This is a genomic window from Sphingobacterium phlebotomi (assembly GCF_008180195.1).
GTDB lineage: Bacteria > Bacteroidota > Bacteroidia > Sphingobacteriales > Sphingobacteriaceae > Sphingobacterium > Sphingobacterium phlebotomi.
In genome coordinates, this window is record NZ_VTAV01000001.1 from 528,690 (window position 1) to 544,472 (window position 15,783).

The window sequence follows — 15,783 nt, forward strand, 5'->3', positions numbered from 1 at the left end:
TAAGATAGGATTGAAATGAAAAGAAAGAACAAATTATATATAACAATAGCCTTGATAGGTGGTTTAAGCCTCTCTTCCTGTAATAAGTTTCTGGACGAGATGCCGGACAACAGGGCGAAACTGGATACCGAAGATAAAATCGATAAGATATTGGTATCTGCTTATCCAAGTGCGGCATACTTAGTATCTGCTGAAATGTCGTCAGATAATGTGGATGACTATGGTGTCAGTAACCCTAATAGTGAGCGTTATCTAGAACAATTGTTCCGTTGGAACGAGGTAACGGAAGACGCAAATGATAGTCCAAAACAAGTCTGGGAAGCATGTTATAGCGCAATTGGCAGTGCCAATGCGGCATTGGCAGCGATTGAGGAAATGGGGAATCCAGAGAATCTAAACGCTCAACGTGGAGAAGCATTAGCCGCAAGAGCCTATGCACACTTTATTGTTGTTAATCTGTTTGCACAGCATTACCATAAGGATTATGCCTCAACGGACTTGGGGATCACCTATATGCTAGCACCAGAAGACGAGCTAGATCCGAAATATGAACGGAATTCCGTACAGGAAGTTTACGACTATATGATGCAAGATCTGGAAGAAGCACTCCCATTAATTGATGATGCCTCGTATGGCTCTACGCCGAAATATCACTTGAACACACGTGCTGTCAATGGATTGTTGGCTCGGATAGCCTTGTATATGCAAGATTGGGAAAAAGCAATTAGCTATGCTAATGCGGCTATTGGCGTTAACCCTTCAAGCTTATTAAGGGATAACGAGGCTATTGCTGCAGCTGCTGTTGGAACTAGAGGATTTCCTAATGGTGCGATTTATTACAACCGGAGTGATATCAAAGCAAATCTTATGCTCAGCGCAATTGGAACAGATCATGGAACCTATTTTGGACCGTATAATTCGGGTTCGAGATTTGCACACGGTGCATTGATTTCGGAAACGGAAACTGCACTAGCAAACGGACCCTATGGTGCACGCGCTTCCAATGGGTATGTTCTGCGGTTGTTTGTCTACTCCGGAACAAATTTAGATAAACAGTTATGGCCGCGTGTTTCGTACCAGTTTGAATATACAGATGTGGTCGCAGGAATCGGCTATAGTCGAGGTGTGTTTGCACCCTTCACGACAGAGGAAACACTGTTGGTACGCGCAGAGGCTCTTATTCACCTGAAACGCTATGAGGACGCATTGGTAGACATGAGACGTTGGCTAGATAATACCTTGGTAAATCCGCCGACTACTTTCACTGTGGAGAGTATCAATACATGGGCAGATGGCTTGGCATATTTTGAAGCCGATAAACCTACTCCTAAGAAAAGACTTGATCCCGATATGATCCCATTTGAGGCAGGTACGCAGGAAAACATGCTCCATGCTTTGTTGTTTATCAGAAGGATAGAAACGCTGCACATGGGACTACGTTGGTTTGATATCAAACGCTACGGTATAGAAATTGAACGCCGCATGATTGAATCAGGAACAACCGTATCTTCCGTTGAAAGCAGTACTAAATTGACCTCACGTGATAACAGAAAGGCCTTGCAGCTACCAATAGATGTTATTTCTGCAGGTTTAACCCCTAATCCTAGATAATGATGAAAATATTAAAAAAAATAAATATCCTGTTATTGTCTTCGTTATTGTTATTCGCTTGTAAAGAAGACAACTTAGATCCGAACAGTGTCCTCGTGGATCTGGAAGTGGACCAAAATGAATTGGACAACTATATAGGAGAGCACTTCACGAAAGATTACAATATTGCTATTGTATATAAATATGTAGAAGCCGAATCGGATATGGACTATAATTTAAGTCCGGCACGTTACGAAAGCGCTGTGCGTATGACCAAGTTGTTACAATATCTAGGTATAGAACCTTACGACAAGGTAATGGGCAATAAGGATTTTATGCGAACATATTTCCCCAAACTCTTAAATTATATTGGTTCGCCGGCCTATCGTAATAACGGTACATTTGTGCTCGGTACAGCTGAGGGTGGGATTAAAATTACGCTCTACGCGCTGAATGAACTTACTGCAGAAACAAGTACAAATATTGCTTTTCTGAATGAGTACTATTTCCATACGATGCACCATGAATTTGCGCATATTCTTCATCAAACGAAGGATTATCCGGCATCTTTTGCTGAAATAGCAGGTTCGAGTTATGTTTCTGATTCTTGGAACGATATCTACGATGATAGAAATGAACTAGCCGCTGTGATTAGTGATGGATTTATATCAGCGTATGCTTCCAAGGAGCCCAATGAAGATTTCGTAGAAATGTATTCGCATTATATAACCATGTCGTCTGACCAGTGGGAATCTCGCATTAATGCGGGTGACCAGATAGGTAAAGAAATGATAGAGGCTAAATTGGATATTGTGAAAACTTATTTCCAAAATACATGGGCGATCGATCTAGATGTATTACGTCAGGAGATTATGACTAGACAAGCGAATTTGCCCGATTTTGATCAAACATCTTTAAATTAGGATATTATGAAATTGAAATATATCATATTTACATTTCTGCTTCCAGCTTTACTTATGACGTCATGTAAGCGGGAGGAAGATCGTATCTTCGAAGAAAATGCCTCCCTGCGCATGACGGAAGCGATTGCCAATGCATATGGCGTCTTGCAAGGCAATGAAGCTGGTTGGGAGATGAAATACTACCCAAGTCAGAACCAGGAGTTTGGTGGATATACCATTTTTGCCAAATTTATCTCCAATGCACAGGTAACAGTTGCTTCGGATGCGATAGAGAATTCGCAAACAAGTAGTTATGCCGTGATTCATGAGTCTGGTCCAGTACTAACGTTTAACGGTTACAATAAGTCTATTCATTGGTACACGGAACCGGGAATGGATAATGGAGGTATTGGTGCAGATGATACCGGGATGAAAGGTGACTTTGAGTTTATCGTGTTGAAAGCGACAGCAGATTCGGTGGTGCTTAAAAGTAAGAAAAGTGGAACAGAAGTCGTGATGTTGCCTTTAAACGCGAATGAATTTGAGCAAAAAGCAGAAGCATATCAGGAAGCTGCTGCTCAGTTTAGTCAATTTGGTGTTTTTAAGCTGGAAGATGCTTCTGGAGATCTATTGGATATACCCTATTCTTCTCCAATACGCATTTTCCGTAATCCGAAAGATGACAGTGGAAAGCAGATGTCTTTTCGTGTGATCCCAAGCGGACTGGAGTTTTACGCCGAACAGGAAATGGAAGGCGTGAGGTTTAAGACCCTAAAATACGTCGAACCTACAGCTGCTTACCCTTATGGCTATTATACTAATGATAATACAACTTTTAAAATAGTTCCGGATGTGACGCCATTGAATTTGTGGTTTACGCAAAATTTGTGGTCAATGTCTTACAGCAATATTGGTCCTTTGACTGCCTCCTATTGGGATGTTGCCCGAGGTAAATTGGCTGCAGCAAACTTTACAATGTCCAATCTATATGTTGGAAATGTTTCTCTTGTAGCATCCGGCTTCGGTGGAGGAGTGTTGTTTGCATTGAATGATTGGGTGGCAGTAGGTGCGGGATCGTACACCATTACACCGGTCCAGGGCACCATAGATGAGGTCAGATTCACGTTTTTAGGAGGGTATGGATTGAACGCCGGATTCACGGGAACGCACTACAATGCGGGGCCGACTGATATTCTGGTACCTTTTAATGGTCGGACGTTTAAAATAACATCAGAAGAAGGACTGGAGAAACCAAGTATAATAATGCTGACTGACAATCAACTTCCTGATAATTTTATGAGAGTTTTCTTGGAAGAAATAAATGACCCTTTAAATAACTAATTTGTGTATATAAATATAGGAGGGCTGTCATAGCTCTCCTATGTTTATTCAAAATAGAAAGTATATGAAAAAGCAGATTTTAAGTTTATTTTTACTAATCTCATCATCGATACTAATCGTTTCGTGTAATCAAGAAAGTGGTAATATTGTAGAGATAGAAGATCTATCTACATTAACCTAGAGGATACTCCACCTGAGGTGTTGGAATACCAATTATCAGTAAATACTTGTGCAACAGATTATATGACCTCCGTGAATGCGGATGGAGGCTATACAAGCGAATCAACAAACAAATTCAAACGTTGTTTGCGGAATATACCAGCTCCACCATCTGTTGGATCTACAGGAGGAGGTAGCGGACCCGGCGGATCTCAGGGAAATCATGAACATTTTTATGACCAATTCCTTAAGCCCCGAACGCTCCAGGATCTCATGGAACACGCAGGAGTGAGATCGGAGACAACTACTCAAGATAGTGTTGATAAATTCTGCAATTTTTATAATGTAGCAAACTATATAGTGAATAATGCTGGGAGTGGAAGAACTGGAATATCTTTGATTCTTTCTCAACAGTTATCAAATTTATCGTGGCTAATTGATTAATTATAAAAACATAGGGGAGTTGACAAGACTCTCCTATGTTTAATGAATTATATAGCTATGTAAACTTATTTTTATGAGAAAAATTATTGTTTTATCTAAATTAGTAATATCGGTTTTTATGATATTTTCATCTTGTCAATCCGTGATTGAAAATAGAGAGTTACTAATTTGACGATAACATAATAGGAAGCTCAACAATCAAGGCATGTTTCTCCATTTAAACCCTAAGAAACATGTCTTTATATTTTACACTATAGAGCCTTCAAAGCAAAAACTCCTCTATATTACTTAGAGATATAACCTTAAATTCAGTGCCAGGATAACTTGATGCAAATGTTGATGGAAATTTTGCCTTCGTTGTCGGTGACCACTTAAATTCGTAAGCATAAAGCCGCTCATCTGTATCTTCTATATAATCTATTTCCTGTTGTTGGGTGGTGCGCCAGAAATAGTGTTCCGCATCCATATTATGATATGCTCTGTATTTCAACCGTTCGGCAATAACAAAATTTTCCCACAAAGCACCCACATCTGTTCTCGCGCTAAGGGACTTGAAATTTCCGATAACGGCATTCCGGATACCACAGTCATAGAAATAGACCTTTTTGCCCTTTTTTATTTCATTGCGTACATTTCTGCTAAAAGCCGGTAAACGAAACACAACAAATGTTTTTTCCAGTAAGTCTATGTATTTATCAACTGTTTTGGGGTCACTTCCGACCATCTGTGCAATTTCCTGATAATTTACTTCACTCCCCAATTGCAACGCCAGCGCTTTCAAGAGTTTTGATAGGATTAAAGGTTTTTTTATCTGCTCCAGCATCAAGAGGTCTTTATAGAGATAACTGTTCGCCAGTAATTTAAGCAACTCGGTTTCCTCTCCAGCTTTTGATACTATTTCCGGATAATAACCATAGATAAGACGGTGTTCTATCAATCGTCTTTCTTGGATTAAACCATGATGCTGTACCATTTCGCCGAAACTTAAGGGATAAAGCATAAATTCATATTTCCGCCCTGTTAGCGGTTCATTAACTTGACTGGACAATTCAAAAGCAGATGATCCTGTAGCAATGACCTGTACGGATTTTATTTGATCGGTAAATAATTTTAGCGTCAATCCAATATTGGGAATGCGTTGTGCCTCATCAATAAATATTATTTTATTGTTCCCAATCTCTGCTTTAAGTTTAGTCGCTGTGGTATTGGTTAATATATCACGCGTATCCGCATCATCACCATTTAAATATAAGTGATCTTTATCTTGTAAAAGATCTTCCACAAGTGTTGACTTCCCTGCCTGTCGTGGACCAAAAATAAGCAGTGCTTTTCCTTTGAAAAGACGGTCTTGGATTTTTTTTCGGAGTGCACGCTTTACCATAAAATTAAATATTATTCCCGTATTATTATGATATTTAAGGATTGTAATCCTGTGTTATTATGATAATACAGGATTACAATCCTGTAAAGTTATGGTATTTATTGGTTAATTCCCAGATATTCCTACAGATTTTCTATTACTAAACTGACAAATACCTCTTTTTACATTCCCTCTACTTTTCACTCCTCAACTTTTCCAAGCCCTTAATAAAACGAAGTTCCCGATACTTCTCCGGCATGGCGTCAATAACCGATTTGAATGACTGGTAAAGTTCTTGGCTAGTTATGCGGTTATGCAGTATAAATGGAACAATAATATCGTTAGCATGTGCTATTAAAAACTGTTTTTCTTCGTTTTCGTATTGGGGTAAAACCACGGTTTCCCACAAGTTCTTGATTTGTAGGTTTATCGCTGCAGCTTGCTGTAAATCACCCTTATCATTATAGGCATAAAGCAATTTTTTCAAACTGTCCCTTTGGCTGTGGTATTGTTGTCTGAACTGATGCCAAATGGATTCATATGCTTCGTATAGTTGTGCTTGCTTTCCCTCGACTTCAATGGATGGCGTAAAAGTGCGTTCGTTGGATAGCAGTTGCTCTTCGAGCATTTCTTTCGTTACACCATCCGGTGTATATAAGCGCATTGTTTCCCCTTGTTTAGGGTCAATAAAAATGCGTTTTTGCAGGGAATAATACGCTGGATCGTCCAAGGTGTGAGGCCGCAAGCTTTTAAATTCATCGGGACTAATAACATCCCGATTCCACATTACGGTAAGTAAATGGATGCCATATGATAGAGAATCTAATATGAGTTTACCACGTAAGGTGTCTTCATGAACCTGCGTACCATTCGAAAGGTTGAATATGGAGATGATTTTTCACCTTCCACTGGAATATCAATTAGTAAGTTAACGTTTTTATTTTTTGAAGTACAGGATAAGCAAGCATATACAAAAATTACACAGGCATATAGTGTTAGATTTTTCACTGTTTAAGGTCAATTTTAAAATGTATTACCTAGTTTTTTAGTCGTTTTTTATACGGCTAAGATAAAAATATAAAGATACGATATAAAGAACGACTTTAATTCTAGATCATGATGAAAATTTCCCATTTCGTGTTTTGTTTGAAAAAAATAATTTTTCATGATTAAAAAAAGGTGAATGGATTGAGTGTTATGTAGTATTCGTATATAATATTTAGGTTTTAGGATGATATTTTTATTGTTTTTTAATAAAAAAGGAAGGTTATTTTTATTTGTTTATGTTTTTTTGAAAAAATATATTAAAAAATTCTGTTTTTAGATGTATTTTTATTTTACTTGATTGTTTGTTAGTGCTTCACGACGATGTTAGGTACTAAGGAAAGCTGTAGAATATGCGAAAACAAACGGTAGAAGAACTTCTATTTAAAAAGTATTATAAAAGCCTATGTCATTTTGCATGGGAAATGACTGGAGACATGTCGATAGCTGAGGATGTCGTCTCGGATGCTTTTTTAATTTACTTCAAACAAAAAGACCGTATTTCCGAAGATGAATCTGCTATTAAAAACTTTTTGTATTCAACCGTGCGCTTTTCTTGTTACAATTTGACACGTCAACAAAAGATCGTCAATCGGTATTGGGAAAAAACGAAGTATTTGGATCATTACGATAGTGAAATTGAAACCAATATCATCCGTTCGGAGGTACTCGCGGAGATCCTGTCTATTGTTGCAACGTTGCCCAGCTCTTGCCAACAGGTTTTTAGAAAAGGATATTTGGAAGGCCTGTCTAATGCGGAGATCGCAGAAGAAATGGGTATACGTGTTAACACAGTGAAAACTCAAAAACAGCGTGGAATGGAAGTGCTTATCCGAAAATTGAATCCCGAATTTTTAGCTCTTTTCATTTTTTTTATAAAAAATTAATTTTTTTGTGGTCCTAACGTCTTCTGAATGTTTCTATATATTGTAATATGGAAACTAATCACGACCGCATCGTAAAATTATTGATCGGATATTTAAAAAACAGCCTATCCAAAGAAGAAGAAGCTGAATTTTTGGCCTGGTTGGAGGAAGACGGTCGAAACAAAGCCTTATTAAAGGAATTTGAAGTAACTTCTGATGTAGAAAAGAAACTCAAAGCTATGGCCGCCTTGGACGAAGACGTGGCATGGGAAAATTTTCGTCAACAGGTTGAAGACTCGGAGTTCATGGTAACAGGAGCTAGGCGTACTCGTAGGAACGGATTGATGACCGTCTTTTCAGCAGCTTCCATCATACTTCTTTTAACATTTTCATGGTTGTTCTTTTGGAAATCTTCTGAAAAGGCACCCCATGTAAAGCAAGAAATACCGCAAGAAGTCGATATAAAGCCGGCAAGTAGTGGGGCGCAACTCATCTTTGCCGATGGACAAGCCATATCGTTGGAAGCTGAAGCTCGGATGGAGGAAAGAAATGGTGTCAGACTCGTGCATGATGGACAGGAAATGCATTACACTACGGAGGCTGCTCTGTCAGACCAAAAAACACAGGAAGGGAAATATAATACATTAGTCGTCCCTAGGGCATCCTTCTTTCGCATGGTTTTGGGAGATGGTACCAAGGTGTGGGTCAATGCCATGTCAAAGCTTCGTTTTCCAGTCGTCTTTTCAGACCAGGAAAGACGGGTGTTTCTGGAAGGTGAAGCCTACTTCGAAGTGGCACACGAGGCAGACCGACCTTTTTTTGTTGATGTGAAGGAGGGTAGAAGTGTCAAGGTCTTGGGTACGCATTTTAATGTCAATACATACCACGGCCGATTGTACACAACACTGGCAGAGGGAAAGGTAGAGGTTTTTGCAGGAAATAAAAGTAGGGTGTTAAAGCCGGGTCAGATAGCTTCTGTGATCCGTGATGAACTCAAGGTGAGAAATACAGATCTAAAAAGAGACTTGGCCTGGAAGAATGGCGAGTTTTATTTTAAAGACGATAATATCGTACAGATTGCGCATCAACTTTCCCTTTGGTATGATTTAGATATTCGCGTTGGATCGTCAGTTTCAACAACAAAAACTTATGCCGGATCAATTGGTAGGGATGTCAACCTGTCTGAAGTACTAGACTTACTTACTTATGCAACAAAGCTGACCCTCAAATTAGAAGGACGAAAACTAACAATATCAGAGACTTAAAAAAAAGAATATGAAGAAAAAGCTATTGGAGTAAAAAACTGAAAAAAGCAGGGATGTTGGCCGCATCCCCGCGAGATTTGTTTGAGCTCGCTCAATTTGATTTGATTAAAAAAATTATTCACCCAAACAACCAAATGTATGAATAACTTTTCACTTGGGAAAGCGCGTCGTGCCCTACGAAGGCATTTGTTTCCCCAGTATCTGTACTTAAAGATGAAGACAACCTTATTTTTAATATTTGTAATAGTAACCGCTGTTCAAGCCAATAGTTTAGCACAGCGCGTATCGTTGTCTGCTCCTCACATGAAAATGGAAGATTTTTTCGCAGAAATATCCCGACAGACCAAACATCGGTTTTTCTATAGTAGTGAAGTAGCTCGCACGGTCGGGGATGTTCAAGTAGATCTACATGATGCGTCTTTGGAAGATGCCTTGAAGAGTGTGCTCGATCCGGCTAAATTTGAATTTAAAGTGATTGCCGGCACGGTGACCATCAATCTCAAAGATGAAAATACGAAAACAAAAGAAACGAAGGTAGGCAAACTGCAAAACCGTGTGACAGGAACCGTTCGAAGCCGTGATGGAGACCCACTCATTGGTGCATCCGTTTCTGTTAGAGGAACTACGATAGGTGTACAGACCGATGTCAACGGCGCATTTTCCATCGTTGCTGGCGCCGATGCCGTGCTAGAGGTTCGTTATATTGGGTATCAGGTAAGGGAGATTGCTGTTGACAATCAACAAGCTGTTACTATAGTGCTGGACGCTGATGAACGAGCGTTAGAATCGGTAGAAGTTGTCGCAACAGGATATCAGCATTTAGATAGAAAATTGTTTACTGGAGCCACCTCGCGTATTGACGCAAAAGATGCTGAGCGCCCTGGAGTTCCGGATATTTCCCGGATGTTGGAAGGGCAGGCAGCAGGGGTATCTGTACAAAATGTTTCCGGGACATTCGGTGCTGCGCCAAAGATCCGTGTGCGTGGAGCGACATCCCTATCGGGAGACAATAAACCTTTATGGGTAATTGATGGAATTATTCTCGAAGATATGGTAAACATATCCAATGAAGCTTTGTCAACAGGTGATGCAAATACCTTATTGGGGTCTTCCGTCGCAGGTTTAAATCCAAATGATATCGAGTCTCTTACAATTTTAAAAGACGCTGCAGCTACTGCTATGTACGGTGCACGAGCGATGAATGGCGTAATTGTCGTCACGACCAAACGAGGTGTTAATACAGAAGGACGGGCAAATGTAAACTATTCCGGTACGTTTACGACTTATCTCAAACCAAACTATAATCAGTTTGACATCATGAATTCAGCAGAACAGATGTCTGTATTGCTAGAGTTGGAAAATAAGGGGTTTTTAAGCCATGCTGCGGTATCAAACAATAGAGCAGGCGGTATTTTTACAAAGATGTATGATCTGATGTATGTATATGATGAAGATACGGATTCCTTTGCATTAAAGAATACGCCTGCAGACCGGTTGAATTTTCTCGAACGCTACACCAAAGCCAATACGGACTGGTTTGACATCCTGTTTAACAACTCTTTATTACAAGAACATTCTATTAGCATATCAACGGGCACAGATAAGGCTCAGACCTATATTTCCACGAGTTATACAGGCGATAATGGTCAGACGATGGGTGATAATGTTAAACGTTTTACGGGAAACATCAGACAGAATGTACGGTTCAATGATAAACTGAGCGCAGAAATGTTGATTAACGGTTCCATACGGGATCAACGGGCCCCGGGAACATTAACTCGGCAGTCGGATCCCGTTTATGGATCCTATTCCAGAGATTTTGATATCAATCCTTATTCGTATGCACTCAATACAAGCCGATTAATTACACCTTATGATGAAAATGGTGACTTGGAATATTTTAATCGGAATTACGCACCATTTAATATTATTAATGAGTTGGAGACCAATTATCTTACGTTGAAGATGATCGATCTTAAGATACAAGGAGGTATCCGGTACAAAATTTTGGATGAGTTGACTTATTCGGTAGATGGAGCATATCGTTATGCACTTTCTCAACGGAATCACCATGCATTGGATAACTCTAATATGGCAGGAGCGTTTAGGGCAAATCCCAATGCAATTGTAAATGACGATAATATTTTTCTATATAAAGATCCGTATTTTCCGAATGAACCGGCGGTTGTGGTTCTTCCCGAAGGAGGTTTTTACAATACCACGATAAACGATATTAAAAATTATTATTTTCGACAAAATTTAGAATATAATGCCACTTTTGCGGATATCCATTCCGTGAATCTATTCGGTTCAATGGAAGTTCGGATGGCGGACCGTGTTAATTCCGATTACGACGGTGTCGGTTATCAATATGGCAACAGCGGGCTTGTTAATCCCAATTACCGATATTTTAAGAAAATTATAGAAGGAGGGGACCCCTATTTTGGAATGAACTACGGTAAAGACCGTAATGCTGCGTTTATGTTTAGAGGAGCATATAATTTTGCGGAGCGATATTCTATCAATGGTACATTCCGATACGATGGTTCCAATAGGATGGGTATGTCGAGATCTGTTCGCTGGTTGCCTACATGGAATATTTCCGGTGCTTGGGATCTGGATCGCGAATCGTTTTATCCGGAAAATGATTACCTCAGTTCTGCAAGAATTAGAGGTACTTATGGCTTGGTCGCTAATATGGGAGAAGCGAGCAATTCAGCTACCTTATATTATAACAGGTTGACCTATCGTCCATATGAAAATGAAAAGGAAACGGCGGTATATATTTCAAGTCTTGCCAATAGTGAATTGACTTGGGAAAAACTCTATGAATTTAATTTAGGAGCGGACTTGGGCCTGTTTAATGACGAGGTAAGCTTGACAGTAGATTATTATAACCGGGATATCTTTGACTTATTAGGTGCGGTGAAGACTTCGGGAGTAGGGGGGCAATCCACTAAAGTGGCAAATTACGGGACGATGAAGTCTAAAGGTGTGGAATTTACTGTCGCAGGTTATCCTATCCGTCGAACAGACGGGTTTCAGTGGAGAACACAGTTTAATATTGCCTACAATAAGAATGAGATCACGGAATTGGAGGTGAATCCGAATATTTGGTCCTTGGTTCGGGCAGAAGGTGCCCCTATGGAAGGTCGTGCGCATCGGGGACTATATTCGGTGATGTTCGATGGACTGCATCCGCAATATGGTTATCCTACATATATTGGTACAGATGGAACGCGTAATGAACCTTACGTTTATCTGCAAAACACAACAGATATGGCGTATCTAAAATATCATGGACCAGTTGACCCCACGACGACAGGTGGTTTTTACAATCAATTTATTTATAAAGGATTTACTTTATCGTCGCTTTTTACGTTCGGTGTTGGTAATTATATTCGCTTGCAACCCACATTTTCTGCCATTTATAACGACATGAGCTCGATGTCTAAAGATATGGTGAACCGATGGTTAATGACTGGAGATGAGCAATATACGAATGTGCCGGCGATTATTGATCCGTTTATAGCAGACAACAATATTGTCCGGCCGAACGGTACGACCACCAACGCTTTATATCCGTATAACGTGTACAATTACTCAGACCAGCGAGTTGCCAAAGGAGATTTCATTCGGTTCAAGACGCTTTCGCTATCTTATATGTGGCCGCGAGAACTGACTTCCAAATGGAGTATCAGCTCGATGCAGTTGTCGTTAGTTGGAAACAATATCTCCCTGTTATATTCCGACGACAAGCTCAATGGGTCTGATCCGGAATTCTTTAATAACGGAGGAGTGGCAATGCCGATTCCAAAACAATACACATTATCAGTTAAAGTTGGATTTTAATGAAAAACTTCATGAAAAATAAATCAATAAAATTATGGACAATATTTCTCCTGTTGTTGTCCAATACGAGCTGTGAAAAGTTTCTGGATGAAAACCCGGATATGCGAACAGATATCGATACCAGGGAAAAATTAGGACAGTTGTTGGTGTCGGCTTACCCAGATAGGAATTACTTTACGTTTGCTGAAACCGCATCTGACAACGCGGAAGATAAAAGTGCCCAATTGGCGGGACATAACAATGAGCCTTTTATCAGCCTATACAATTGGAATGTTGTACAGGAAACCGGAAACGGAACACCAACGGAATATTGGAATGCTTGTTATCGTGCTATCGCGGCTGCTAATCAGGCATTGGTGTCCTTCGAAACAGCTGACTTCGGCGATGGAGCATTGCAATATAAGGGCGAGGCTTTAGTTGCCCGGGCTTACGCGGCATTTATGTTGTCTGTATTTTTCAGTGAAGCCTATGATCCAGAAGGAGCCAACGCAGGGATGGGAATTCCTTATCCGTTGGAGCCTGAGACAGTTACCCGGCCTTTATATGACAGAGGTACCGTGGCTTCTGTATATGAACAGATCGAGAAAGATCTGACTGTAGGTCTACCGCTTTTAAGAGGTGCGTTCTATAATGTGCCTAGCTATCATTTCACGGAACAAGCAGCGCACGCGTTTGCGACAAGGTTTTATCTTTTTAAAGGTGAATGGGATAAAGTCATTGAACATGCTGCCGAAATTTATCCGGATGGTAATTTTAGACGAAGGATTAGGCAATACACCGGCGAGCTTTTTCCGTTGTCGTACGCTGAGCATCGGGTAGAATATACAAAAGCGGAGAAACCATGGAATATATTGCTCGCCAATACGTATTCTGTATTCCAACGTAGCGCCGGTGCAGGCAATGCCCGGTATAGCTTCGGCGAAATGGTAAAAGATTACTATAATGGCCAAACGGTTTTTGGAGCTGCATTTCGGAACCGGTTTGGTATATACACCGCACCCAATTACACGACGAATAAATTTAATGAATATTTTCATTATACCAATGTGCAGTCTGGAACAGGCTATCCGTATATTATGTCTCCCGTATTGACAGCTGACGAGGTATTGCTTAACCGTGCGGAAGCATATATACATCAAGAGAATTATGCTGCAGCGATTAGGGACCTCGATGACTTTGCGTCTACGCGGATTGTTGATTATAATGCCTCAACTCACGGATTGACAATTGCTAAAGCAAAAGCTTACTTCAATATAACAAGTGAAGGTGAGGAAGTAAACGTTGATAAACCGGCAATGATGGAAGCTGTACTACAGACGAGAAGAATAGCGTTTATGCAGGAAGGTATCCGCTGGATGGATATTTTACGGCATAAGCTGACTGTAAGACATAATTTTATTGCAACAGACGGTACAGAAACCTTTCAAACCTTGGCGCCCGGCGATCCAAGAAGAGTCTTTCAGATTCCCCAAGATGCAATTAATGCAGGTATCCCTGCTAATCCTAGGTAACATTAATTAATAAAGACATGAACAAAATATTTATTCTTTATATAATCGGTTTCTTTGTTGTCTCAGCTTGCACGAGGGATAACGACAATTTAGATGTTGATATGGATAGTTATAATACAGATCAAATCGTGCCGAATGAAATCGATAAGTGGATTATGAGTAACCTCACAAATCCCTATAATATTGAAGTTATATATCGTTACAGCCGGAATTTAGCGGATGTTTCCAAAGACATTGCACCAGCAAAGCTGGATAAAGTACAACCCATGATGGAAGCGGTTCTCCGCCTCTATCTAGAACCGTATGAAAGAGTCGCGGGCGCCAAATTCATTAAAACATTTACACCTAAACAATATGTGCTGTATGGTTCGGTTTCCTACAATTCCAATGGCTCGGTTACCTTGGGGACTGCTGATGGTGGGAGAAAAGTGACCTTGTTTGACGTTAATAACTTTCGGAAAGAAGAAGTCGATGGAGATCGTGGAGTACGCCGTAAACTAAGGACAATTCACCATGAATTTACACATATTTTAAATCAGAACGTGATCATTTTACCAGAATTTGCCGAGGTGACAAAAGCAGATTATTATTCTGACTGGACGAACGCGGCAAATACGGCGGAGCTTGCAAAATCTATGGGCTTTGTGAGTCGATATGCCCGAATGGTATATACAGAAGATTTTGCCGAAATGGTGGCACACTTGCTGGTGGAAGGTCAAGTATGGTTTGATAATTATGTTATGTCGGCACCCCAAAGTGCGCAAGCAAAATTGAGAAGGAAAGAAGAGCTCGTGGTACAGTACTTTAAAGATGCTTTCGATATCGATTTTCGGGTACTGCAGAATGAGGTGCAAGAGTCGTTTAAGAATTTGTATAATGCACAGGATCCAGCGGATTTGACACAAACGTTAGGCGCCTGGTTGATGGATGATAAAATCAGTAGTATAATCTATACACCTGGTGCTTCACATTATACTGAATATGGTATTTCTACGACATTCAGCAATTTGTGGAAGACCTTTTACGATGCGGTAGCGACGCAAACACCTACCGGAAACCGTCGGTATTTGAAAAATATGGAACTGCAGTTTACGTCAAGCACTACCATGATGCTTCAGTTTGGGTATTCTTCAAGTGCTACCGACCCAGCCATAGGATTTTATGCGGCTTATAACTTTACGTTTGAAATTGATCCGGCTACTTCGGAAATCAAATTTTCGAAAGTTCTGCCGGAACCAACTGGTGGTAGTCATGGCAATGGCAGCCACGCTCGGTTCAAGCCATATTTTGAACAGTATATGCTGCCTTACTTTACTAATAGAGTATTTGTAGCGGATTGGTTGCCGTCAAGTATTGCGGAAGATGATCCGTTGTATAGAACATTTGGCGGCTTTTATGAAAAAGAGAATCCTTCAAATTATTTTTATGGACCAGTTGAATTGAAATAAT

The 15,783-nt window shown here is 40.1% G+C and carries 10 protein-coding genes; 8 read left to right on the top strand and 2 right to left on the bottom strand.

The window, feature by feature from the left end:
- Positions 1 to 15: 15 nt before the first annotated feature.
- The 3 genes from FXV77_RS01860 to FXV77_RS01870 are packed head-to-tail and all read left to right on the top strand — an operon-like array spanning position 16 to position 3,833.
- Positions 16 to 1,611, top strand: coding sequence for a RagB/SusD family nutrient uptake outer membrane protein (locus FXV77_RS01860; RefSeq protein ID WP_148917516.1), 1,596 nt, complete (start codon positions 16 to 18; stop codon positions 1,609 to 1,611).
- A complete protein-coding gene (locus FXV77_RS01865; RefSeq protein ID WP_246162160.1) occupies positions 1,611 to 2,513 on the top strand; it encodes a zinc-binding metallopeptidase in 903 nt (300 codons plus the stop codon). Before FXV77_RS01860 ends, FXV77_RS01865 begins: the two co-directional genes overlap by 1 nt.
- A 6-nt stretch (positions 2,514 to 2,519) precedes the next feature.
- Positions 2,520 to 3,833: a DUF4302 domain-containing protein gene (locus tag FXV77_RS01870; protein WP_148917517.1), complete on the top strand. Its 1,314-nt coding sequence runs from the start codon at positions 2,520 to 2,522 to the stop codon at positions 3,831 to 3,833.
- Between the two features lie 865 nt (positions 3,834 to 4,698).
- Here FXV77_RS01870 and FXV77_RS01875 read toward each other — a convergent pair.
- Positions 4,699 to 5,817 (bottom strand): ATP-binding protein, encoded by a 1,119-nt coding sequence (locus FXV77_RS01875; RefSeq protein WP_148917518.1) that lies wholly within the window; start codon positions 5,815 to 5,817, stop codon positions 4,699 to 4,701.
- A 172-nt stretch (positions 5,818 to 5,989) separates the two neighbouring features.
- A complete protein-coding gene (locus FXV77_RS01880) occupies positions 5,990 to 6,583 on the bottom strand; it encodes a hypothetical protein (protein WP_148917519.1) in 594 nt (197 codons plus the stop codon).
- A gap of 610 nt (positions 6,584 to 7,193) precedes the next feature.
- Between FXV77_RS01880 and FXV77_RS01885 the strand changes: the two genes are divergently transcribed.
- The 5 genes from FXV77_RS01885 to FXV77_RS01905 all read left to right on the top strand — a co-directional run bounded on the left by FXV77_RS01885 (position 7,194) and on the right by FXV77_RS01905 (position 15,782).
- Positions 7,194 to 7,727, top strand: a complete 534-nt coding sequence (locus FXV77_RS01885) for an RNA polymerase sigma factor (RefSeq protein ID WP_148917520.1) — start codon at positions 7,194 to 7,196, stop codon at positions 7,725 to 7,727.
- A 47-nt stretch (positions 7,728 to 7,774) separates the two neighbouring features.
- The gene (locus tag FXV77_RS01890; protein WP_148917521.1) at positions 7,775 to 8,971 is read left to right on the top strand and encodes a FecR family protein; all 1,197 of its coding nucleotides are present in this window, start codon (positions 7,775 to 7,777) and stop codon (positions 8,969 to 8,971) included.
- Between the two features lie 213 nt (positions 8,972 to 9,184).
- Positions 9,185 to 12,823: a SusC/RagA family TonB-linked outer membrane protein gene (locus tag FXV77_RS01895; protein WP_222867683.1), complete on the top strand. Its 3,639-nt coding sequence runs from the start codon at positions 9,185 to 9,187 to the stop codon at positions 12,821 to 12,823.
- 11 nt (positions 12,824 to 12,834) lie between these two features.
- Positions 12,835 to 14,334, top strand: coding sequence for a RagB/SusD family nutrient uptake outer membrane protein (locus FXV77_RS01900; protein ID WP_148917522.1), 1,500 nt, complete (start codon positions 12,835 to 12,837; stop codon positions 14,332 to 14,334).
- Positions 14,335 to 14,351: 17 nt separating this feature from the next.
- Positions 14,352 to 15,782 carry a substrate import-associated zinc metallohydrolase lipoprotein gene (locus tag FXV77_RS01905; RefSeq protein WP_148917523.1) on the top strand — a complete coding sequence of 477 codons (1,431 nt, stop codon included), beginning with the start codon at positions 14,352 to 14,354 and terminating at the stop codon, positions 15,780 to 15,782.
- Position 15,783 lies beyond the last annotated feature (1 nt).

Bases quoted from the DNA above. Each gene is read 5' to 3' on its own strand.
- FXV77_RS01895 (WP_222867683.1), top strand. From the start codon at position 9,185: ATGAAGACAACCTTATTTTTAATATTTGTAATAGTAACCGCTGTTCAA.
- FXV77_RS01860 (WP_148917516.1), top strand. From the start codon at position 16: ATGAAAAGAAAGAACAAATTATATATAACAATAGCCTTGATAGGTGGT.
- FXV77_RS01885 (WP_148917520.1), top strand. From the start codon at position 7,194: ATGCGAAAACAAACGGTAGAAGAACTTCTATTTAAAAAGTATTATAAA.
- FXV77_RS01905 (WP_148917523.1), top strand. From the start codon at position 14,352: ATGAACAAAATATTTATTCTTTATATAATCGGTTTCTTTGTTGTCTCA.
- FXV77_RS01880 (WP_148917519.1), bottom strand. From the start codon at position 6,583: ATGTGGAATCGGGATGTTATTAGTCCCGATGAATTTAAAAGCTTGCGG.
- FXV77_RS01900 (WP_148917522.1), top strand. From the start codon at position 12,835: ATGAAAAATAAATCAATAAAATTATGGACAATATTTCTCCTGTTGTTG.
- FXV77_RS01875 (WP_148917518.1), bottom strand. From the start codon at position 5,817: ATGGTAAAGCGTGCACTCCGAAAAAAAATCCAAGACCGTCTTTTCAAA.
- FXV77_RS01890 (WP_148917521.1), top strand. From the start codon at position 7,775: ATGGAAACTAATCACGACCGCATCGTAAAATTATTGATCGGATATTTA.
- FXV77_RS01870 (WP_148917517.1), top strand. From the start codon at position 2,520: ATGAAATTGAAATATATCATATTTACATTTCTGCTTCCAGCTTTACTT.
- FXV77_RS01865 (WP_246162160.1), top strand. From the start codon at position 1,611: ATGATGAAAATATTAAAAAAAATAAATATCCTGTTATTGTCTTCGTTA.